This is a genomic window from Dyadobacter sp. CY327 (assembly GCF_021390415.1).
Classification (GTDB): domain Bacteria; phylum Bacteroidota; class Bacteroidia; order Cytophagales; family Spirosomataceae; genus Dyadobacter; species Dyadobacter chenhuakuii.
Map to the genome: position 1 here is coordinate 116,851 of NZ_JAJUXJ010000008.1, position 21,002 is coordinate 137,852.

The 21,002-nt window shown below is 42.9% G+C and carries 18 protein-coding genes; 10 read left to right on the forward strand and 8 right to left on the reverse strand.

Translation table 11 applies throughout. The features are described from left to right. Positions 1 to 24 precede the first annotated feature (24 nt). On the forward strand, positions 25 to 1,050 hold the full coding sequence (locus tag LZG74_RS23400; RefSeq protein WP_233798927.1) for a Gfo/Idh/MocA family protein: 1,026 nt from the start codon (positions 25 to 27) through the stop codon (positions 1,048 to 1,050). Between the two features lie 4 nt (positions 1,051 to 1,054). Here LZG74_RS23400 and LZG74_RS23405 read toward each other — a convergent pair whose 3' ends face one another. Both LZG74_RS23405 and LZG74_RS23410 read right to left on the reverse strand, forming a co-directional pair. After that, complete coding sequence (locus tag LZG74_RS23405) at positions 1,055 to 1,447, reverse strand: biopolymer transporter ExbD (RefSeq protein WP_233798928.1); 393 nt, start codon at positions 1,445 to 1,447, stop codon at positions 1,055 to 1,057. A gap of 15 nt (positions 1,448 to 1,462) precedes the next feature. Next, positions 1,463 to 2,146 carry a MotA/TolQ/ExbB proton channel family protein gene (locus LZG74_RS23410; protein ID WP_026631865.1) on the reverse strand — a complete coding sequence of 228 codons (684 nt, stop codon included), beginning with the start codon at positions 2,144 to 2,146 and terminating at the stop codon, positions 1,463 to 1,465. A gap of 270 nt (positions 2,147 to 2,416) precedes the next feature. Here LZG74_RS23410 and LZG74_RS23415 point away from each other — a divergent pair, with 270 nt between their 5' ends. The 5 genes from LZG74_RS23415 to LZG74_RS23435 all read left to right on the forward strand — a co-directional run bounded on the left by LZG74_RS23415 (position 2,417) and on the right by LZG74_RS23435 (position 6,849). Beyond that, entirely contained in the window at positions 2,417 to 3,232 is an 816-nt protein-coding gene (locus LZG74_RS23415) for an MbnP family protein (RefSeq protein WP_233798929.1), read from the forward strand. A 15-nt stretch (positions 3,233 to 3,247) separates the two neighbouring features. Next, the gene (locus LZG74_RS23420) at positions 3,248 to 4,396 is read left to right on the forward strand and encodes a cytochrome-c peroxidase (protein WP_233798930.1); all 1,149 of its coding nucleotides are present in this window, start codon (positions 3,248 to 3,250) and stop codon (positions 4,394 to 4,396) included. 129 nt (positions 4,397 to 4,525) lie between these two features. Beyond that, on the forward strand, positions 4,526 to 4,855 hold the full coding sequence (locus LZG74_RS23425) for a DUF6787 family protein (RefSeq protein WP_026631862.1): 330 nt from the start codon (positions 4,526 to 4,528) through the stop codon (positions 4,853 to 4,855). 132 nt (positions 4,856 to 4,987) lie between these two features. Beyond that, complete coding sequence (ffh, locus tag LZG74_RS23430) at positions 4,988 to 6,310, forward strand: signal recognition particle protein (RefSeq protein ID WP_026631861.1); 1,323 nt, start codon at positions 4,988 to 4,990, stop codon at positions 6,308 to 6,310. Positions 6,311 to 6,348: 38 nt separating this feature from the next. Further along, positions 6,349 to 6,849 carry a hypothetical protein gene (locus LZG74_RS23435; protein WP_233798931.1) on the forward strand — a complete coding sequence of 167 codons (501 nt, stop codon included), beginning with the start codon at positions 6,349 to 6,351 and terminating at the stop codon, positions 6,847 to 6,849. Positions 6,850 to 6,932: 83 nt separating this feature from the next. Here the strand turns inward: LZG74_RS23435 and LZG74_RS23440 are convergent, their stop codons facing one another. Beyond that, positions 6,933 to 7,595 carry a hypothetical protein gene (locus tag LZG74_RS23440; protein WP_233798932.1) on the reverse strand — a complete coding sequence of 221 codons (663 nt, stop codon included), beginning with the start codon at positions 7,593 to 7,595 and terminating at the stop codon, positions 6,933 to 6,935. Between the two features lie 378 nt (positions 7,596 to 7,973). Here LZG74_RS23440 and LZG74_RS23445 point away from each other — a divergent pair, with 378 nt between their 5' ends. Further along, positions 7,974 to 9,155 (forward strand): NADH-quinone oxidoreductase subunit N, encoded by a 1,182-nt coding sequence (locus LZG74_RS23445; RefSeq protein ID WP_233798933.1) that lies wholly within the window; start codon positions 7,974 to 7,976, stop codon positions 9,153 to 9,155. Positions 9,156 to 9,157: 2 nt separating this feature from the next. Here the strand turns inward: LZG74_RS23445 and LZG74_RS23450 are convergent, their stop codons facing one another. From LZG74_RS23450 to LZG74_RS23470, 5 genes are all read right to left on the reverse strand, one after another. Beyond that, a complete protein-coding gene (locus tag LZG74_RS23450) occupies positions 9,158 to 10,018 on the reverse strand; it encodes a TraB/GumN family protein (RefSeq protein WP_233798934.1) in 861 nt (286 codons plus the stop codon). 11 nt (positions 10,019 to 10,029) lie between these two features. Next, the gene (locus LZG74_RS23455; protein WP_233798935.1) at positions 10,030 to 11,622 is read right to left on the reverse strand and encodes a M28 family peptidase; all 1,593 of its coding nucleotides are present in this window, start codon (positions 11,620 to 11,622) and stop codon (positions 10,030 to 10,032) included. A gap of 218 nt (positions 11,623 to 11,840) precedes the next feature. Next, complete coding sequence (locus LZG74_RS23460) at positions 11,841 to 12,062, reverse strand: DUF2158 domain-containing protein (RefSeq protein ID WP_233798936.1); 222 nt, start codon at positions 12,060 to 12,062, stop codon at positions 11,841 to 11,843. A gap of 43 nt (positions 12,063 to 12,105) precedes the next feature. After that, positions 12,106 to 12,348 (reverse strand): hypothetical protein, encoded by a 243-nt coding sequence (locus tag LZG74_RS23465; RefSeq protein WP_233798937.1) that lies wholly within the window; start codon positions 12,346 to 12,348, stop codon positions 12,106 to 12,108. Positions 12,349 to 13,026: 678 nt separating this feature from the next. Further along, positions 13,027 to 16,590 carry a histidine kinase gene (locus tag LZG74_RS23470; RefSeq protein WP_233798938.1) on the reverse strand — a complete coding sequence of 1,188 codons (3,564 nt, stop codon included), beginning with the start codon at positions 16,588 to 16,590 and terminating at the stop codon, positions 13,027 to 13,029. Between the two features lie 580 nt (positions 16,591 to 17,170). Here LZG74_RS23470 and LZG74_RS23475 point away from each other — a divergent pair. From LZG74_RS23475 to LZG74_RS23485, 3 genes are all read left to right on the forward strand, one after another. Then, positions 17,171 to 19,291 carry a hypothetical protein gene (locus LZG74_RS23475; RefSeq protein ID WP_233798939.1) on the forward strand — a complete coding sequence of 707 codons (2,121 nt, stop codon included), beginning with the start codon at positions 17,171 to 17,173 and terminating at the stop codon, positions 19,289 to 19,291. Positions 19,292 to 19,301: 10 nt separating this feature from the next. Continuing rightward, positions 19,302 to 20,402: a T9SS type A sorting domain-containing protein gene (locus LZG74_RS23480; protein ID WP_233798940.1), complete on the forward strand. Its 1,101-nt coding sequence runs from the start codon at positions 19,302 to 19,304 to the stop codon at positions 20,400 to 20,402. Positions 20,403 to 20,527: 125 nt separating this feature from the next. Continuing rightward, complete coding sequence (locus tag LZG74_RS23485) at positions 20,528 to 20,911, forward strand: hypothetical protein (protein ID WP_233798941.1); 384 nt, start codon at positions 20,528 to 20,530, stop codon at positions 20,909 to 20,911. Positions 20,912 to 21,002 lie beyond the last annotated feature (91 nt).

Below are 21,002 nucleotides of genomic sequence, written 5' to 3' on the forward strand. Positions count from 1 at the left end.
AGCATTCATTCCGAACCCTTATTTATGCCAATCCTTAAAGCAGCCATCATTGGCGGCGGCCATATTGCCGATCAGAACCACATTCCAGCACTGAAGGCACTTCATGAGCGTGTTGAGCTTGTTGCTATTTGCAGTCGTGACATTCACAAGGCACGCGCATTGGCGGATAAGCATGATATTCCGCTGGCTTATGACAATGCCGCTGAAATGTTTAAAAGCGACAACAGACCCGATCTGATCATTAACTGCACGGCCAATCATCTGCATCATCCATTTACCATGCAGGCTCTGGAAAACAATTGCCACGTGCTTTGTGAAAAGCCACCGGCGATCCATGCGGCTCAGGCTGGTGAAATGGCGGATTTGGCACAGAAAAATGGAAAAGTGCTTGCCTATAATTTTCAACTCAGGCAAACGCCGGAATACAGTTTACTGAAACGCGCTCTGGACAATGGGCGTCTGGGTGAAGTTTACCACATTAAGGCTAATTTTCTGCGTCGACGCGGCATTCCGGGTTGGGGAAATTTCACAAATAAATCCATTCAAGGTGGCGGTGCGTTGATGGACCTGGGTGTTCATGTGCTGGACCTTGCGTTAGGACTTCTCGGTTACAGCGAGCCCGACCGCATCATTGCAAACACGTATGATTACATTGGAAAAGCAGGTGGAAAAGGCCTCATGGGAGGTTGGGACGCAGAAAAGTTTGAGGTTGAGGATGCTTGTTTTGCTCACTTATCGTTTCCCGATAATGGAAGCATTACGTTATCTACATCATTTGCATTGAATACAAAAATACCGAAAAACGTAAATCTGGAAGTTTTTGGAACAAAGGCCGGCGCAATGCTGAACCCGTTTTCTTTATACAGCGAAGTGGAAGGAGAGCTGGTTGATATGGAATTTCCGCATTTGGAAGAAACCGACATTCAGCTTAAAAATACGATCGCGTTCCTGGATGCTTGTGATGGAAAGCCTAGTAACATTTGTAATGCGGCACAGGGTGCTGTTTTACAAAGAATAGTGGAAGCAATTTATAAAAGTGCAGAAAGGTGACGGCTTACTTTGCAGTAGCCATCACCATTTTAATCTCATTTTTCGCGCCAAGTTCCAGCACATCCACCAGGTCCTGAACAGCAAGATTTTTATCAACTCTCAAAACAATGGTCTTGTCTTCCACATTAGCGAAAATATTTTGCAGTTCAGTCTCTAAGCGATCGAACGGAATAGGCTCTTTATCAATAAAATAACCTTTATTTTCATCAATAGAAAGCGTAATCTGCTTCTTATACATTTGCTGCGTAGCAGATGCTTTGGGCAGCATCAGCTTGATCACGTTCGGATTAGACATCGTGGAGATGATCAAAAAGAACAGCAAAAGGAAAAACATAATATCGTTCAGTGAGTGCGTGAACACTTCTGGCGCAAAACGACTCTTACGACGTATTTTCATATTTTGGAAATGATATTAGTTCTTTGCAGCAACAGGCTTCTGCAAAACGTCAAGGAAATCGGAAGCGGCCATTTGCAAACGCAAAGCAAAACGGTCAATTTTCATATTCAGCAAGTGATAACCTGCATAGGCAATCAAACCAATGATCAGACCGGAACCGGAAGTAATCATTTTTTCATACATACCACCGGCAATGGTGCTGATATTGAAGTCGTTAGAAATAGAAATATCGTAGAAAATCCGGATAATCCCTGAAATCGTTCCGACGAAACCAAGCATAGGTGCGATACCCGCGATAACCCCCAGATAAGGAAGATTTCCCTCCATTCTCTGGATCTCGATCTGGCTTGCATTTTCAATCGTCGTTTCAATGTCCTTAATAGGGTAACCAATGCGGCCGATGGCTCTTTCCAGAATCCGCCCGGAAGCATTGCGCTGGTTGCGGCAAAGCGATTCGGCTGATTTCAGGTTTCCTTGCTGAATAAAGTCTTTTACGTTGTCGATCACGCCCGGATCAATCTTTCCATTGGCTCCAATGCCAAGAAAACGCTCTATAATAAGAAAAAGCGTAGCCAGGAAAAGTAGTCCGAGTGGTAACATGACCCAGCCTCCTTTTGCAAGAAGATCAATAATAGAAAGCCCCTCTGTGGCAACGGGTGCGGCCAAAGTAGAATCAGCAAGTGCTTGTAGAAGCATCATATTGGTTATAAAAGTGAATGTTAAGCTAATGAAAAAGAGGTCAATCCGGTCAAAAAACAGCTTTGAACATAAACGGCCTTAGTGCCCCCTTATTGTTTAAAGGGCAAATATAGGAAAATTACTCTTCGCGATTCCACGGAAAACCAATCCCGGCAGGATTCTGTCAATAAAGAATATTTTTCACCGTCCGATGAGCTGATTTCGCATAAATCCGACTGTTTTTCTGTTTAGTAGATGATATAGACTCTCATTCTCTCTAACCTGAACGGCATGAAAAGGACATTTTCATATCTGTTGCTGTCTGTTACGGCAATTATTTTCAGTGCTTCCCTTATTTCTTCCTGTACCGACGACCCCGTTCCGCTTCCGAAGGGCAGTATCAGCGTGAAATTCGATAATGTGGTTGGCTCCAAAGATTTGAAATTCAATTCAGAGACTTATGTTAATGCTGCCGGGGAGGAATTTACGGTTAGCGCGCTCAATTATTACATATCCAACATTAAGTTTATCGCCGCGGGCGGCAACAATTACACCGTTCCTCAGGATTCCAGTTACTTCCTGATTCGCGAGGGCAATGTTGATTCTCAGGTAATTACTATTAATAATGTTCCGGCACGCAACTATACGGGCATCGAATTCGTCATAGGGATTGACAGCCTGAGAAGTGTATCCGATATTTCAAAACGCAAAGGGATTCTGGACAAAGATTCGGGCCCTACCAACCAGGAAGCAATGTATTGGGATTGGAATCCGGGTTATATTTTCCTGAAACTGGAAGGCAGTTCGGACTCTGCAACATCGTCGAACAGCAAATTTTACTATCATATTGGCGGGTTCGGCGGGCTTACCACCAAGACATTGAACAACATTCGGGTGGCGAAAATAGATTTTGGCGATCAGCGGGCGGCTGTTTCGGAAAGTGCAGCGACGCAGATTAACCTGAAAGCAGATATACTCAAAGTCTTCAACGGCCCCACCAAAGTGCGCATTAAGGAAAACGGGAGCGTAATGTTCATTCCTTTTTCAAAAAATATTGCAGATAATTACGCGACTATGTTCAGTCTCGACCAGATCACTAACAAATAAGGAAGTTGGGTTAATATGAAAAAAGCGGTTTTGCTTTTTGGTGTGCTTTTACTCTTATTTCAGGGAATGATTTCCTGTGATAAAGCGTCAGAAACGCCTGATCCAAAGCCTCCTGTCATTACTGATCCACCACCCACTGATCCGCTTCCTTTGGAATGGAAAAAACCTGCTTATTTTCCTGACCCCGTTTATGATCTGTCCAAAAACCCATTAACCCCCGAAGGTGTTGAATTGGGACGCTTCCTTTTTTACGACGGCATTCTGTCGCGGACGGATAACATTGGCTGCGGAACCTGTCATCAGCAACAAGCCGCATTCACCCATCACGGACACGATCTGAGCCACGGCGTCGATGATCTATTGGGCACCCGCAACTCGCCTTCCATTCAGAATATGGCTTTTAGCCCGACATTCTTCTGGGATGGAGGCGTGCACGATATGGATCTGGTTCCGCCCGTCCCAATCCAGAATAAAGTAGAAATGGGTGAGCGCGTGGGAAATGTCATTGAAAAGCTCCGCAAAACGCCGGTGGCAGGAGCTAAGAAGCAGGTTAATTATCCCAAAATGTTCGAAGCAGCATTTGGAACCAATGAAATCAATGGGGACCGGATGATGAAGGCATTATCGCAGTTTATGATGACCCTCGTTTCTGCCACTTCCCGTTACGATTATTTTTTACAAGGCGATGCGTCCGCTTTAACGGCATTGGAAAAACAGGGAATGACCCTTTTCAAACAAAATTGCGCTTCCTGCCACAGCAGTGAGCTTTTTACAGACCACAGTTTCAGAAATAATGGTTTGATTCCTGCTAAAATCAATGATCAGGGAAGATATGCCATCACATTAAACGAAGCCGACAGGTTAAAATTCAAGGTTCCGAGCCTGCGCAATGTGGGCCTGACCGCGCCTTACATGCATGACGGGCGTTTCACGAGTCTGGAAGCGGTTTTAGATCATTATGCCGATGATCAGAGCGGCAGTAAGGACAGCATTTTCGTCTCGCCTTCGCTCGATCCGTTGTTGCAGGTTGCGGGACAAAAACGGGGAATTAAGCTTTCTGCCACGGATAAGCAAGCGATCATTGCTTTTTTGAAGACATTAAATGATGAGCAATTTATCAACGACAAGCGCTTTTCCGACCCGGGCATAGGAACGTCTCTGTGATTATGATTGCATTTTTTTCAACAGTAAAAATGATCCTGATCATGTCTTTAACCAGGATTAAACATCCATTAAAATAGAGGAAAATTGCCCGATGGGTTGTTACTTTGTAAAAATTTTAATTCAATAAATATGCAAGGCGGAGAAAAAAGCGCACAACCCTGGTTGGGAAAAATGCAGGAAAAGTGGGGATTGGAGACAACCAGACAAGTTCTTTTGGTTTTAGCAGTTTTTAGCTTAGCAGGCTCTTCCGTAGTTTGGCTTAGAAAAGGGCTTTTCTTCCTGCTGGGTTACGACGAGCTGACCCCGATGTGGCTTAAAACGATTACTTACATTCTTTTTATTTTTCCGACTTACCAGACGCTTTTACTGATGTACGGCTTCCTGTTGGGCCAGTTTTCGTTTTTTTGGGAAAAAGAAAAGAAAATGTTCCGTTGGATCAAAGCAAAATTCAGCAAATAACAGTCATTTCAGCAGCTTAGGCTTCGCACCAAATATTCGAGGAGTGCCGGAATTAACCTTCCTGTACTCCTTATTTTATTTATACCTTTGTGTTTTATTTCAATTCAAGTTTAGAATCATACATATCATTCCATGTTTGAAAACTTACAGGACAAGCTAAATAACGCCTTTCGCACACTAAAAGGAAAGGACAGGATATCAGATATAAATGTTGCCGCAACCACAAAGGAAGTCCGCAAAGCATTGGTCGATGCCGACGTTAACTTTAAAGTTGCCAAGGAAATTACAGATCGGATCCGTGAAAAAGCACTCGACAGAAAGATATTAATCTCTGTTGAACCGGGCCAAATGTTTGTCAAAATCGTTCAGGAAGAGCTTACCGAGCTCATGGGCGGCCAGGCAGAAGGAATCAATATTAAGGGCGATCCCGCGGTTATTCTGATTGCCGGTTTGCAAGGTTCGGGTAAGACGACTTTCTCCGGAAAACTGGCCACATTGCTTAAAAAGCAAGGTCGTCAGGTTCTGCTTACAGCCTGCGACGTGTATCGTCCGGCTGCGATTGAGCAGTTGAAAGTGCTTGGAGAGCAGGTTGGTGTGGAAGTTTATTCGGAGCCTGACAATAAAAATGCAGTTGACATTGCGCGTAATGCAGTGGCGCATGCAAGAAAAATAGGAAAGAAAATCGTGATTGTCGATACAGCCGGGCGTCTGGCTGTGGATGAGGTCATGATGCAGGAGGTTGAGGACATTAAATCAGCGGTTAAGCCTTCTGAAATCCTGTTTGTTGTGGATTCCATGACAGGACAAGACGCGGTCAACACGGCCAAAACCTTTAACGAACGCCTGAATTTTGACGGTGTCGTGCTGACCAAATTAGACGGTGACGCGCGTGGTGGAGCGGCCCTTTCGATTCGTCAGATCGTTGACAAGCCTATCAAATATATCAGTACGGGTGAAAAAATGGAGGCACTTGACTCCTTTTACCCCGATCGTATGGCGAGCAGGATCCTGGGCATGGGTGACGTTATTTCCCTCGTGGAGCGTGCGCAGCAGGCTTTTGACGAAGACGAAGCCAAACGCATCAATGCCAAAATGCGTCAGAACAAATTCGATTTTGACGACTTTTTGGGTCAGTTGCAGCAGATCAAAAAGATGGGTAATGTTAAAGATCTGATTGGCATGATTCCCGGAATGGGCAATGCGATGAAAGACATGGACATTGATAATGAGTCCTTTAAGCCTATTGAAGCAATCATTCAGTCGATGACCAAAAAGGAGCGTGAAAATCCCGATATGATCGACGGCAGCCGCAAAAAACGCATTGCAGCCGGAAGCGGAACATCCATTTTGCAGGTTAACAACCTGATCAAGCAATTTGATGAAATGCGCAAGATGATGAAGAAAATGAACACCATGCAAGCGGCTGGCAAGCTGGGCAAGGCACTGCGACGCTAGTCTCAACATTGCAAGTGCCACTTACTCATCCTTCGTTCATGAAACGCATTATTTTTGTACTCACGTTGATTTTATTTCTTAATCAGCAAAAACTTCGGGCGCAGGCTTCGGTGGGTTATTATCCATGGAGCAGCTTGCTAACCATCAGCACCAATTCAAAAAAGGCAATCTGGCTGGATACAAGATTTCAAACCAACTCGCTGTTCAGCAGTCTGAGTGTGGATTTGCTGCCAATGATCAATCTGAAAAGAGGCGAAGTGGTGCAATGGTATCTGGGTGGAGGATTAAGATTAAACCCACTTTACCGCATTGCTGATGCCGACGCAGATCTGATCACAATTGACGGTTACTCTTTAAATGTAGGTGTTCGCATTTCGCCGTTGAAGCAGAACAGGCGGTTCCAGGTTGCATTGGAGTTAAATCCTTATGTTAAAGATAAATTTGACAGCGGTGTTTTAAAAAGTCATTTCGGACTGGTTTATGTTTTTGGTAAACGAAAAAAAGAAGAAGTGGCTCCCGAAGCGCCTTTAGTCCCATAAAAATTACTTGTATACTAATAAAAAAGCCGGAAATGATACCTAAAAATATCAATTCCGGCTTTTTTTAATGTTTTAACGCGGCACTAGTTCCCGCCGCGCCCTGCTTTGTAAGAGTCAAACTCTTCAAGCAAAGTCATTAAGTCATCCTCTGCCGCAAAGTCCAGCTGTGACTCCCGGATGATGTAGTTCATTTTGTTTTTTTCTTCGCTAAGCAGTTTCAAAAAGCTGTTTCTGTTGCTGAGCTGCACAGGATTAAGCTTGTCATTTTTCAGGATATACAGCTTAGCATTCGGTTCCAATGTTCGCGTCGCGCTTGCTTTCTCCACTTTAATAGGCTTAACATATTTTTTTAACAGCTTCGTATTGCCATCATAAAGAACCCTGTAAAAGCTTTTGTCTGTCTGTTCTCCAACGGCAGGATAGCCATTCTTGAAAATGTAAAGATCAGTGCCTGTCGGGATTGTGAATTCCTTTACGCCGGACGACACCCGGAATAACCCCGAATCAGCCTTATATTCTACTTCATCTTTTTTGAGATCATACCGGATTTTTACCCCATCATGCACCCGGTCGTCGCTCGTGCGGACCGTTCCGGAGTACCATTCTTTAAACAGATATGGTGAATTCTCTCCATCAGCAGCGGTTTCCTGATAAGGTGTTCCCGATAATCCTGTGGAATCCTGTGCTACGGCAGCATTCGTCCAAAGAAAAGAGGAGAGCAAAAAAAATCTTAGTACATATTTCATGATAAAGTTGGTTAATTTGATAAGTTCGAAGTCTGAACATGCCAGAATTTAGATTGCTGGCATCTTTCTGTACTTTTGCCAAAAAAATTGTACCCGCTCAAATTGGATATTAACGAACAGCTTATACATATACGCCGAAGCCTAGCAGGAATCACTCCTGAGATTTTTCTGGCACTGCTCTTTTGCTTTTTCCTGTTTGCGGAACTTGTGTTTTTGCGTTGGCTTAAAAAAGAGAAAATTGCTTCTTACCTGCAAAATATAGCCCTCGCAGGCAGTATTATTACACTTTTACTGATTTTGGGCCAGTGGAATACCGAACCTTCCTTTCGTTTTCAACCCCTATTATTCCTCGACCGACAGGCTGTTTTTTTCAAAATCATGATTACGCTTGCCTGGATTTTCACCCTAATCCACGTCCGTGTATTAAAATACGACTTCCCGCCAGAGTTTAATGCATTGCTCATTGCAGCCGTTGCCGGCATGAATCTGCTGACAATGTCGACACATTTGCTGACTATATACCTTTCATTGGAGCTGATTTCCGTTAGCTCCTATCTGCTGGTTGCCATGTCGCCGTACAAAAAAGCGGCCGAAGGAGGGATTAAATACTTGCTTTTCGGCGCAGCCAGCTCAGCAGTAATGCTTTACGGGATTTCACTCATTTATGGCATCACCGGAACCATGGATATTACCAGCGAAGCTATGACCGCGGGATTGATGAATAATTCTCCCCTGGTGATAACGGTAACCATTGTACTGACCCTCGCCGGGCTCCTTTTTAAGCTTTCATTGGTGCCGTTTCATGTTTGGACACCTGATGTTTACGAAGCGGCCCCTACTCCGCTTGTTTCATTTTTGTCTGTTGCACCGAAGGCTGCTGTGGTGCTTGTGCTTATGCGTCTTGCCGGAATATTACCGGCTCAATATTTCCCGGTTTTGGGCGGGATCGCATTGATAAGCATGACCATTGGTAATGTAGCAGCGTTGCTGCAAACCAATGCAAGACGATTACTAGCCTATTCCTCTATTGCGCAGGCAGGTTACTTACTGGTTGGAATAGCCGCTTACAGCAGGTTTGGGTTTGAGTCAGCCGTTTTTTATACGGCCGCTTACCTGATTATCAATCTTGCTGTTTTCTTTTTAATTGATCTTTTGCAACCCGTGTCAAACACGAATCTTACGTGCTTTGAAGGCTTAGGACGCAGAAATATGTGGATTTCCAGCATTCTGACGACTGCCATGATTGCCTTGGCAGGATTACCGCCAACTGCCGGATTTACTTCGAAGTTGCTTGTATTTTCCGCGCTTTGGGAAAGTTATCATCAGCAACATTTCCCCTGGATGCTGTGGTTGCTGATCGGAGGAATCCTTAATGCAGCGATATCCCTCGCTTACTATCTGCGAATCCCGTATTTATTGTTCTTTAAAGCATTGGCGCAGAAAAAAGCTCCTGCAAACCAAAGTATAACCGGCAAATTTATTGCAGGACTTCTTGTCGTTACGATCCTCCTGCTATTTTTCAATCCCGGCCTGCTTACCAGATGGATATCTGCTTTTTAGGGTCAATTTATCGCCCGGACTGTAAATCCGTCCTTCCGTAATAACGAAATAATGCCGCGATCACCACCCAGGTGACCGGCGCCTACTGCAAAGAAAGTTGGCTTTTCCGTTGCGATTTTACGGATTCTAGGCACCCATTTCAGGTTTCTCGAAAACAGCATTACTTCTTCATTCCCATCCATCCCATAATTACTGGCCATCATTAGATTATACAGGTCGTTGATTTTCTGAGACTTGTATAATGCTACCAAATTACTGAACTCTTTACGCGCCTGCGGAAGACTGTCTATCATGCTGATGATCGTCTTCACCTGTTCTTTGTAAGGGATTGTATCAAAAATTGCCATTTGTTCATCCAGCGTCTCAATCCCGATGACCTCGGATTTCTGATTAGCTGCCAACTCCACCAATGACATTTCGTAGGACTGAGGCTGGCATGCGAGGACTGCATTGAAAAGCGGCCCCATCAATATAAATGGTTTAGCTTTCTCAAACATTGCAATCCCCACACCAACTGAATCCTTGTAAAACTTCGCCAGTCTTGCATATTCCTGCTCGGTAACCAGTTTTTTCAACTCGTTACCATCGGTCATGTTCATCGATTTCATCATGCCTGCCATCATGCCGGGATCGTCCATATCAATTTCCAGGGCAACCTGTTGTGTTCTGGCTAATGTTGCTTTTAATGAGTCACTTAATGAGAAATCGGCCGGACAGATCAAATGGATCGTTCCAAACAAATAGGAAGGCTTTGCCTGTCCGGGCGATGTGATTTCCCAAAGAAGGGAATTTTCTGTCGGCGCCTGTGCGCTGGCAAACAAGCTGGTGGCGAACAGAAAAATACTCAAAAGCGATCTTTTCATGGCTTGGCTAATTATTCCTTATTGCTATCAACCTCAATGCGTTCTTCCCTGTTAACCAACTCCCATGCCGTATGGAAAACCAATTTCACGATGGGTGCTTGTTTGTCGAAAAGGATTTTTTCAACATCATCGCCTGGCTTGTGATAATCTTCATGAACCCCGGTAAAATAAAAAATAACCGGAACGCCCATTTTAGCGAAATTGTAATGGTCTGAGCGGTAATAGAACCGGTTTGGATCTTTCGGATCATTGAATGTGTAATCCAGATTGTAATTGATGTACTTCTTATTCGCTTCTTCACTGATCGCGTGCAACTTGGAAGAAAGCTTGTCAGAACCGATCAGGTAAACGTATTTATGATCATTCTCATGTGCCTTATCCACGCGACCGATCATGTCAATGTTCAAATCAGCAATCGTATTTTTAAGCGGGAATAGCGGATTTTCAGAATAATATTCCGAACCGAAAAGCCCTTTTTCCTCACCTGTAACATTCAGGAACAATATGCTCCTGCGCGGCCCTTTGCCTTCCGCTTTCGCTTTGCTGAATGCCTCCGCAAGTTCGAGCAACGAAACTGTTCCCGACCCGTCATCATCTGCTCCATTGTTAATCTCCCCATTATCAGAGATCCCGATATGATCCAAATGTGCGCTAATGACCAAGACTTCGTCTTTTTTGTCAGATCCCTCCATAAAGGCAGCAACATTCTCGGTTTCAATCGTCTCGCTCACGCGCTCGGCTTTCACTGCTACATTGCCCGACATTTGTTTTGAAAGCGGCTTACCAGATTTATCGATCGAAGCTTTTTCTTTCAGAAGTTTGCTGGTAGACGTGTTTAGAATCTGCGCAGCAATGCTTGCCGGAACCGCAAAGGCAGCCAGGCTGTTTGGCGCTTCTACCACAGGTTTTAATGTAGGAGCGCTGAAACGCCTCGCCATAACCGCCCGCTGACGGATTTCCTTGTCCAGATCGTCGCCCGTTTTATCAGTAACGATGAACACATAGGTTGCCCCTCTGTCCAACGCAACCCTTGCCTTGGCCTGCCAGGAAACAGGTCCGCTCCACTTCGTTTTCTCACCCGTGCCGCTAACCAGGTATTTCCCATCTGCACTTTTCGGCTCACCTTCAAAAACAACGACAGCCTTACCTTTGATATCCAGGTTATTATAGTCGGTGTAAGCCGGATCATCAATGCCATAGCCCACTAAGATTACCTCAGAGCTTGTCTCCTGCGGAACATTCAGAATTCCATTGAGATAGAATTCTTTATTAAACGCATATTTTTTACTGCCCGCTTTCACATAAACCTCACCCCAGCTTCTTTTATGGAGATTATATTTTTGCAAATAACTTTTCGAGCCGTCCGCAGCTGTGGCAGCCGGCGTCAAACCATACTGTTTGTAGTAGCTTGAAACATATTCTGCGGCCTTTTTTTGGCCTGGCGAACCCGTATCCCGTCCTTCAAGACTGTCTGAGGCAATGATTACCAAATGTTTTTTCAAGTCATCGGGCGTAATGCTCTCTGCATATTTCGCAGCATCATCCTGCGCAAAAGTGAGGGTTGATATGGACAGGAGCATTCCTGCCAGCAAATTCTTATTCATATAAAGCGTTAAAAAGTCAATTCTCACAAAGAAACTAAACGCCCCGGCCAATGCAAAATTTCATCAAACCCTACACATCGCAGATTACTGCGACGCCAGAACACATTAGCATATCCTCCAAAACATTCAAGCACAAAAAAGCCCCGAACTCTCTCCGACTTACTTTCTTTGTAAAGTCAGGTAGTCCGGGACTTCTTCTCACAGAATCACGCTACTTATTATTGCTCTTTGGGCTTATCCTTAATGACTAATTGCAGCTCAGTCTTTGTCGTGGTTAAGCTCAACTGATTAAAATATTCAGAAACTGCATTAGCCTCCTCGTTAAACCAAAAGCATCGATAAAAATTTTTCGAAGTCTGGTGAAACCCATCCACCACCATAGCCGGACTCCCTGATTTCAACCAGACCACATCTCCTATTTGAATTTCTTCTTGTTGCATAGAAATGACCTAATAAATTCTATTTTACATAATATTTAACCTCTCAATAAACTATCGCACCATTGGAGTGTTTCAGATAAGCGCGAGAATAGACATCTGCATAGTTAGATGACTGGAAGTCTTGCACAACTAAGTGCTCACCCACTGATTTAGGTTCGTTAGAAATAATTTTTGAGTCTAAGATTGTTGGGTTACTATTTATTGGCTTGGTGAGTCGATCCTTTCTAAACGAATAAACAATTTCAAATTCTTCAATAGGGACATTACCAATGGTCAGTATTTCCATGATAATGGGAGACGGATTGGAACCGAATACATTATGTGATTGCATAGTCGCTATACCACATCAGGCTCCTCTGGCACGTAGTGATCCTGACAGGAAAAGGCGAAAAGAAAAAGTGCTGCGAGCAGCGTTGAGAGTTGAAGAGAAATGCGTTTCATAAACTGATGTTTTGATGTTGAATCATGTTTCAACCGCAATAATATATCAGCGCACCAAATGTTCCATCACTCCTTATCGCCCCATTGAACTAACGGCAATGGTTGAATTATTTATCGGTGATATGCGGCCTCAATTCAGATTCGTCAACTTCACGAAAGCCACTTCCTTTTGGTTTTTAGCAAGATATTTGACCCGTACTTTATCCCCAACTTTAAATGAATTTACTAGCGTGCGGGGAACATCAGTCAATGTTGCTACAAAATTTCTACCTTGGACCGGCTCTATCTGAACCTGGACTTTCGCAGCTTGTCTTGATTGAGGTTTTTCGGGTATGTCAATAAAAAGTATCGTTGCTTCTGTCTCTATCCCAAAGCGTTTTATATGCCTTCCCCTGTTCCGTTTACATCTTGCATAAAAATTTGAATAGACATACAGAAGTGCTGAAAAAGTAAAAAAGTAAATCCCAAACCCCATCACTGTGCGTGTATTAAATGAATAAATTAAGAATCCGTACGCCTTTCTCTATCTCAAGTAAGTGGACAGCCTCACGATCACCAATGTTCCTGCCGCGTCGCCATTATCGTGCACCTTATCAACAAACTCGACCTCCGCATGATGTCCCTGCCTGTTAAGCACAGACAGACGGTCGCTGGAAATACCAAGCCCTTTGGACTCATGATATCTGTTTTTTTCGTTGATGGCCCTTAATTCAAAGGATTTTTTCCTACCAATTCCATTATCATCGATTCTGCATTCAAAGATATCCTCATTGATCTTTTTAAATTCCACCAGCAGTTTTCGTTCCAGTTCGGAGTGCATTAGCCCATGCCAAAGGGCATTTTCCACATACGGCTGGACCAGCAGGGAAGGAATCATAATCCCTTCATCTTCAAGCTCCTCATCGAAACGGATTTCATACGAAAAGCTGTTTGAAAACCGCATTTCTTCCAGTTGGAGATAAAATTCCAGAATATCCCGCTCCTCGTCAATCGTTATCAAGCTTCTGCCGGAGTTATTTAACAGATTGCGAAATAGCTTGGCGAATAGGTTCAGATACTTGCTGGCCTCTTTAAATTTCTCAGAAACTATGCATTCCTGAATACTATTCAGGCAATTGAAAACAAAATGCGGGTTCATTTGTGCGCGCAAAGCCATTAGCTGGCTTTCAGCAAGTGCCTTACTGATTTCAAGCAGCTCTATTTCCTTTTCTTTGGCTGCGGCCTGAGCAATTGCCTCCGCAATTTTGCCCGAACATATAGATGCAATAATTGACATTGCTTTCAGATGCTCACTTTTGAAATAATTCTTCTTATAATGCTCCGAATCCACCACACCTATCACTTTTCCATCATGCAGAATAGGAACGGATAGCTCAGAAAACCGTCTTTGCTCGATCACTACATATCTTGGATCCCTGGAAGTATTCCGTATGACTAAGTGCTTGCCTGTCTTCGCAACCGTCCCAATGATGCCTTTGCCAACCGGGATTTCTGTTGGGCTGTCCTGTTCATACGTTTTCGGGCTATTGTAAGTATAAGCGGCTTTCTGCACAAGCACATTCCTTTTATGATCCATCAGGTACACCACGCAGTCTTGGAGATGTAAATGCAGTACGCAATTGTAGGCAATGTCCCAGCAAATTTCTTTTACAGAATTTTCAGGGTAAACAGCATTGGCGAAGTAGTCAATGCTCGCATCCATTATGCGTTTCCGCTTTCTTTTAAGATACACGTAGTATAAATTAATTAGCAGCGCGAAAAATAAGATTGTTATAGCGCCGAGGAACCATGATTCACGCCACCACGGAGGTCGAATGTTAATGATTAATGTCTTTTCAACACTCATCCAATTTCCCCGTTCATCAGTGCTCCTTACCTTAAACTTGTACTTTCCCCAGGGAAGATTTTTATAAGATGCTACTAAGGAGCGGCCTGAATTGATCCACGTCTGATCAAAACCCTCGAGCATATAACTGTATCGCAATGTTGGGACGTCCCGGTGCACCAGCGACGCAAATTGAAATGTGAGATAATCTTCGTCATGTGCTAAATCCAGTTGTGGATTTTTCCGAAAATCCTCTTTTTCCTTGCCAAAAATTTTCACCGACGTAATATGCGGCGGTTCTCTCACTTTCAAGGCGGCAAACTTGGACGGGTCAAGAACCACGACGTGATCGAGCATTGCAGCATAAATTTTGTTGTTTGCTACGTACAAGTCATTCCAATAATCCTGCAGGTTTTGCCCGAGATCTACATATACCTGTGTGATATCTTTAGAAATGGGATTAAAGAACAGCAGGCCTTCACTTCCGCCAACCCAGATATTACCTAAATGGTCAAAGGCAATGCTGCTCAGATGGTCATAAGGAAAGCCATTGCTCGTGTTCAGGCTGTCTACAAGCTTATTATGATTATCAAGTTTAAGAACTCCTCGTCCCCAAACAACAGCCCAAACATTTCGAAGGTTATCCTCAACTAATCTGTATGCTTTAAAGTTCTCAGGCTTTTTTTCCGGTATTGTGATAAATCTTTGCAGAGTAGCATCAAACTCTAAAAACCCGGTATCATTAATTGAGAACAGAATATTCCCGTTACGTTTTGTTAAAAATGTTTGGCAATTAGCATATTTAAATTCCCCAAAAAGCTGATCTGTTCCATCAAAACGATTCATTTTCTTTGATACCGGGTCGTAGCGATACATTGCATCGTCCCAAATATGAAACCATATTTTACCCTCCGCGTCCGCAAAGATGAAATTAGCATACTTCTTATTTCCTCTATATTTAATACCAGTGAACGCTTCGAGTTTTTTGCTTCCCTTTCTCAATATGAATATCCCGTCAATACCAGCGCACCACCAGTCTTCACCAAACTTTTGCGACATTGTAAATCTATTCTTACCAAGATCATAGGTCTTGTTTGTAAGGCTATATCGGTTATACGTTAATCTATCCATATCGTAAGCTATGATCCCATCTTCTTTCGAAGCCATTATTTTGTTATCATTAATAACTATCGTGTTAGAATGCGCAAAACCGGTCTGCAGGAAATATTCAAAACTTGGTAGTTGATATATGGCTTGCACAGGTTCATTAGCCTGCGCTTTGCTAATACCATTTATAGTCCCTAACCACACATTACCCTCATTATCTTCAATTATATCATTGAAAAACCCATATCCCACAGAATACCTACGGTCTTGGCTATACGGTATCTTCTTTATCCTTTTCTCTGGTTCCTTTAGATATGCTGCAAACGCCCAGGTCGAAATCCATAGCCGATCCTTCGAATCAACAAACAAATAATTAGCACCGTCAAAAGGCTTATGTGCCTCTAGTTCAAAATATGTTTTTAACGAACCAGTATGCCGATCCCAGAAATTTAACGATTTGTTCGTGTTACACCCATACCACAAATTAGCGTTCCTATCAATCGCAATGGCAAATACTTTGGATTCTTTTAGAATGGGTAAGTTAAAAGGATTGTTGAGTTTATGGTAAATGGCTTTGTTGCTGCAGTCTATAAAATAGGTCTTTAATCCCCCCATCCAAAACCCCTTCCGTTTAAAATCCCAAATTAAGATGGACATTTTATACTCTCCATGGTGTAAGATTCCGGCTCCCGGGATCTCCTCTTCCACTGAAAAGAGATGATTGTTTGCATATATGTAAACCTCAGACGTGGTCATAATCCATAGGCGCGCGTGACCATCTAGCTTAATAGTAACAATTTCCTCTCCATCCACTTTGGCAAATCGTGAATCTCGTCTGAATGACCCTGTTAGTTTTTCAAAAATCAGGACACCGGTACTCGTTCCGATAATTATATCTTCTTTTTCAAAAGGTTGAATGGCGTTTATAAAAATGTCTTTAAATCCCACTTCACTGTTATACTGCTTTATCACTGCCCCATCATATCGACTCAGTCCCTTAGCTGTTCCAATCCATAGAAAGCCCTCCTTATCCTTATATAGGCTCCTTATCACCTTGCTGCTCAGCCCATCATTTGTACGCAAGTTCTGGAAGATGAACTGGCCGCTGACCAGTCCCGGTAAAAGACATAAAAACAGACAAATCTTATATAGCATTTCGATTCCCCGATCAGAATAAAACCTAAGTTCATTTTTTTCTCGGGAAAACTATTTTCCGTTTATTAAACGGTTAGGATAAGTTCTTTAAAGGACATGTTCTCACCGCAAATCGCCTTTTCCAGCGCGAATTGCCACTTCACCAAAATTCCAAACATTGAATAATTCTAATTGACCGTCTTTGTAATTGCTGCTACCGACTTAAATATAATCCTACAAGATAACTCAAACAATATCAACCCCTAACGCCCAACCAAGAAGCAAAAAGCGTAAAAATTACCGTTAATTCACCCATTCCCGCCCAACAATCAACGCATTTCAGATTCTCCAACTCCATCCCACAATTTTAAGCCTCGATTCGAATCACAGGATTCAGACTTAACATTTTTATCACTTTAACCATCACTCCATATATGACAATACGCATATGAAAACAATCCAACTCCCGACGCTCGCCCCAAAAGAACGGCACCGCGTCAAACAAATCACAACGCCTAAACATCTACCTCCCAATTTATTGACAACATGATAACAAAAAATTTTTCCAGGCTACAAACCTGACACACTAAAAAGGATAATTATGAAAAGAATAATTTTTTACACACTAATATTTTTGATTGCGTGCATAGCGGGCGTGCATGCGCAAACCTTCTTCCCTACATATGGTACTCCATGTACGAACTGTGTGCCTGCTTCATATGAGATAGTATCCGGAGCTCCTACAATATCTAATCCAACTGGAGTGGGAGGGAACGCACAGAACCCCTGGTACGATGCAATTCCGAATCCGCCAACTTCTCAAACAAACATGAGCTTGCCTCCTGTTCAACAGAAGAGTTTCATGTGTCTCAAAAATGGGAATGCTAGTAATGATAAGGTACAAGTAATCGTCACTGGATTTGTTCAAGGGCAAAAGTATGGATTCAATTATGCGATGCTGCCTTTAAGGACACTTCTTTCCGCTTACGGAGCGTCTGCAACGGTTACAGTGTCTTCAACTGGCGGATCAGTTTTTGGATCAAAAACCACAAGTTTAAATGGTTTAGTAAATAAGGACTGGGTTTATGAAACAGTGTATTTCACAGCTGTCTCAACAACACTAGTATTTACATTCAGCAGTGCAACAGCGAATGGGAATAGCGGCTATGTCGGCTTTGATATTGATAAATATGCCTTCAATTGCATTCTGCCAACAGATCAGGTTGTGCTAAAAAGAAATGTTATAACAACTCGATACGCCTGCGAATCCGTTCCGTTAAATACAATTATTGCTAGCATAACGCCGCCTAAGGCTGAGCCAGTTTGGCAGAAGTCGTCAACTCCTAGTACTGGTGGCGCTAACTTAACCACTGGAAAAGCGAGTGTTAATCCATATTACGCTTTCTTTTACGCAGCAGATATGAAGTGTTATAACACGCAGACCTCTACTGCTTCACTGATGGTTACCAAAGTTGAAACTCAAGTCCCTTTAACTCAGTCTTCTATATCTAATACTTGCCCAGAAAGCTTTGTTGACTTGGTGCCCTTGGCTACCCAACTTAGTGTTGTAGATCCGTATAAGGAGCAAATTCGATGGTTTAAAAATAACAATCATCAAGGTGTGCCAGTGGATGCAAATCAAGCCACTTCATCCGGTGACTACTTTGCTTTCTATTATAATTTTGTCGAAAACTGCTACTCAACTGACCTTTCCACGGCAAAAGTAACCGTAACAATTAAAGCCTGCTGCGCTGCGGGAACTGCTCAGGTTGCTTTGATGACATCTACAGCTTTCAATAGTTGCCCTGCGACAACGGTCAACTTGAACAATTCAACCGTTAACAATCAACCTCAAGGCGCATCACTTGTCTGGTTTAAAGACGCTTCGCATACAGTTGCAGTGGCTGACCCCACGAAAGCGGGTGCCGGTAGTTATTATGCTTTCTACAAGGATAATGTAACAGGTTGCTTCAACACGGATCTTTCGACCTCAAAATTAACGGTATCGATCAATGCATGCGAGACCAAAGTCAATCTCAACTTGAAAGTCTTTCTTCAAGGCGCAACAACACAAGAAAACGGCGTGGCGACGATGCGGAATGATTTGCAGAAATTTCCAACTAGCGTTTCAACTTACGGGTTGCTTCCTACCCAAGATCCTTATGGCGGAGGGGAAGTGTTTGCAGATATTAATAGCACTCTTTTCGAAGACAAAATTGTCGACTGGGTGAGAGTGGAGATTCGTAGCATGCAAAATCCGTCAGCAATTCTTGAATCGAAGAGTCTTCTGCTTAGATCGGATGGAAGTGTGGTGGATAAAGATGGCTTTGCTCCGAAGTTCAATCCGCAGTTTGGAGGTGTTCGCATAGCGGTTAAGCATAGGAATCACCTTGCTGTCCTTGGACTTGGTATAGTGTCGTTCAGTGCTGGGACTGTTAATTATGACTTTTCCACGAGCTTATCTAAGGCTTATAATGTAGGTGCGCCTGCTCAGATGGTTTTGACAAGCGGAGTTTGGTGCATGCCTATGGGCGATGTTCAGCAAGATTATGCAGTTGACAATGTTGACTACGCGATTTTCGACAACTCATTTAATAACGGTGACTTTGGTACATATTCTAACCAGGATTTAAATCTTGACGGATTAGTGGACAACGTGGATTATTCATTCTTCGACTTCAGTTTTAACTCAGGCTTCTTTTCAACATTAATTAATTATTAAATTCAAAAAAATGAAAAAACATCTAAAATATTTCTTTTCTGCCCTTTTGCTAATATCAATGTCTCAAATTGCAAAGTCGCAGAATGTCAACATTATCCTTGATTTCACAAACAGAAAGGTTAGCGCGGACGGCTTAAGTTGGACGTTTGACTTGGAAGCAAAAGGAGACGTTGGATACGCCGGACCAAACAACAATAATTGGAAGGCTTACAATATTAGATTAGACTTGGATCTTCCTGATGGTGTAGATATTCTTGGTGGAACCGGGGTAGCTGATCCCAACTATACGACTGGCTCCTTGGGTGTTCAAACGACAGTATTTGGCGATCCTCCATTCGGCCAAAAAGAGCTAGGTTTAACTCTGTCTCGTGGAAATCAGACAGACCTTAACACATTTACCTTTGTAAAACTGGCTACATATACCATTAATTTCTCCGGCCCGGTTGATCAAGGTAATCCTGCAACACCTCGTCCGAATGCTATTGCTTCCGGAAGTTCTTGGACTAACGCAGCTAACGATCCTGCTTCTGGAAATCAATTAGGATTAAGACGTCCGTTCTCCATGGCCGAAAACTTTGCATTGCCTATCAAATTGCTTTCGTTTGACGCGACAAAAGAAGGCGCAGTGATCAACCTAAACTGGGCAACAACGGAGGAAACTAACAGCGATCGCTTTGATGTGCAGCGTAGCTCCAATGGTAAGGAATGGAATACGATAACCACTATTACTGCAAAAGGTGAGAGTAAGCAGCAAGTTGAGTATGTAGCAGTGGACAATGATCCCATTAACGGAAATAACTTTTATCGCCTGCATATGATCGACAAGGATGGAACCAGCGCTTACAGCCGGATTCGCACTGTGAAGTTTGAAGGAGGTGTTACTTATATGTATCCAAATCCTGTATCTGAAGAACTTACAATCAAAGCAGCCGATTGGAGCAAGATTACAAAAGTGGAGATCGTTGGCTCAAATGGTAAAGTCGTTTATCATTCTTCCGGAAAGCCATCGCCAAATGTTAAGGTGAAGAATTTGCTTAATGGTGTTTATCTGGTGCGTTTGACTAATACAAATGGTTCAGAGACCACTCATAAGATCGTGGTAAACAACTAGTAGTCAACGGCTGTTGTTTACATTGGCCAGACTCGATAGCTTTATAATAAGTCGAGTTTGGCCTTTTAAAAATCTCTTACAAACAGAGATTAGATGAGATATCTACATTTGTAAACTGGATTAACATGATAAAGCGAATCCTGATTTTTTGCATGGCAATCTTTATCGTTTCATCCTGCGATAAGGACAAAGATAAGCCTTGTGTTCCTCCGGCTTTTGCAAAGAACATTATTGGGAATTGGACAGGGTCATTAGAGTCCAGCCCAAAAGAATCGGATGAAGTGACATTTTTGGAAGATGGAAAATTTAAGGAAACGGGAGGAATCTTATTTGGCAAGCAAAATGAACCTGTTATGACTTGGATAGCTGAAAAAGATTCTCTCGTAATCTCTGGTAAGTTTAAAAATAACACTTCCGCTGTCTATGCTTTTTCAGCATTGACCAACACCTGCGACTCCATTGTGCTGGATGTTGAAGGGATTGACAAGATATTTCTGAAACGGAAATAAGACTAATGCAGGTGTTTCATTAGGTGTGTTGAAGTAAAAGGAGGCGCTGATATCGGCGTCTCTTTTCTTGTTTTATTGCACTTCTCTCATT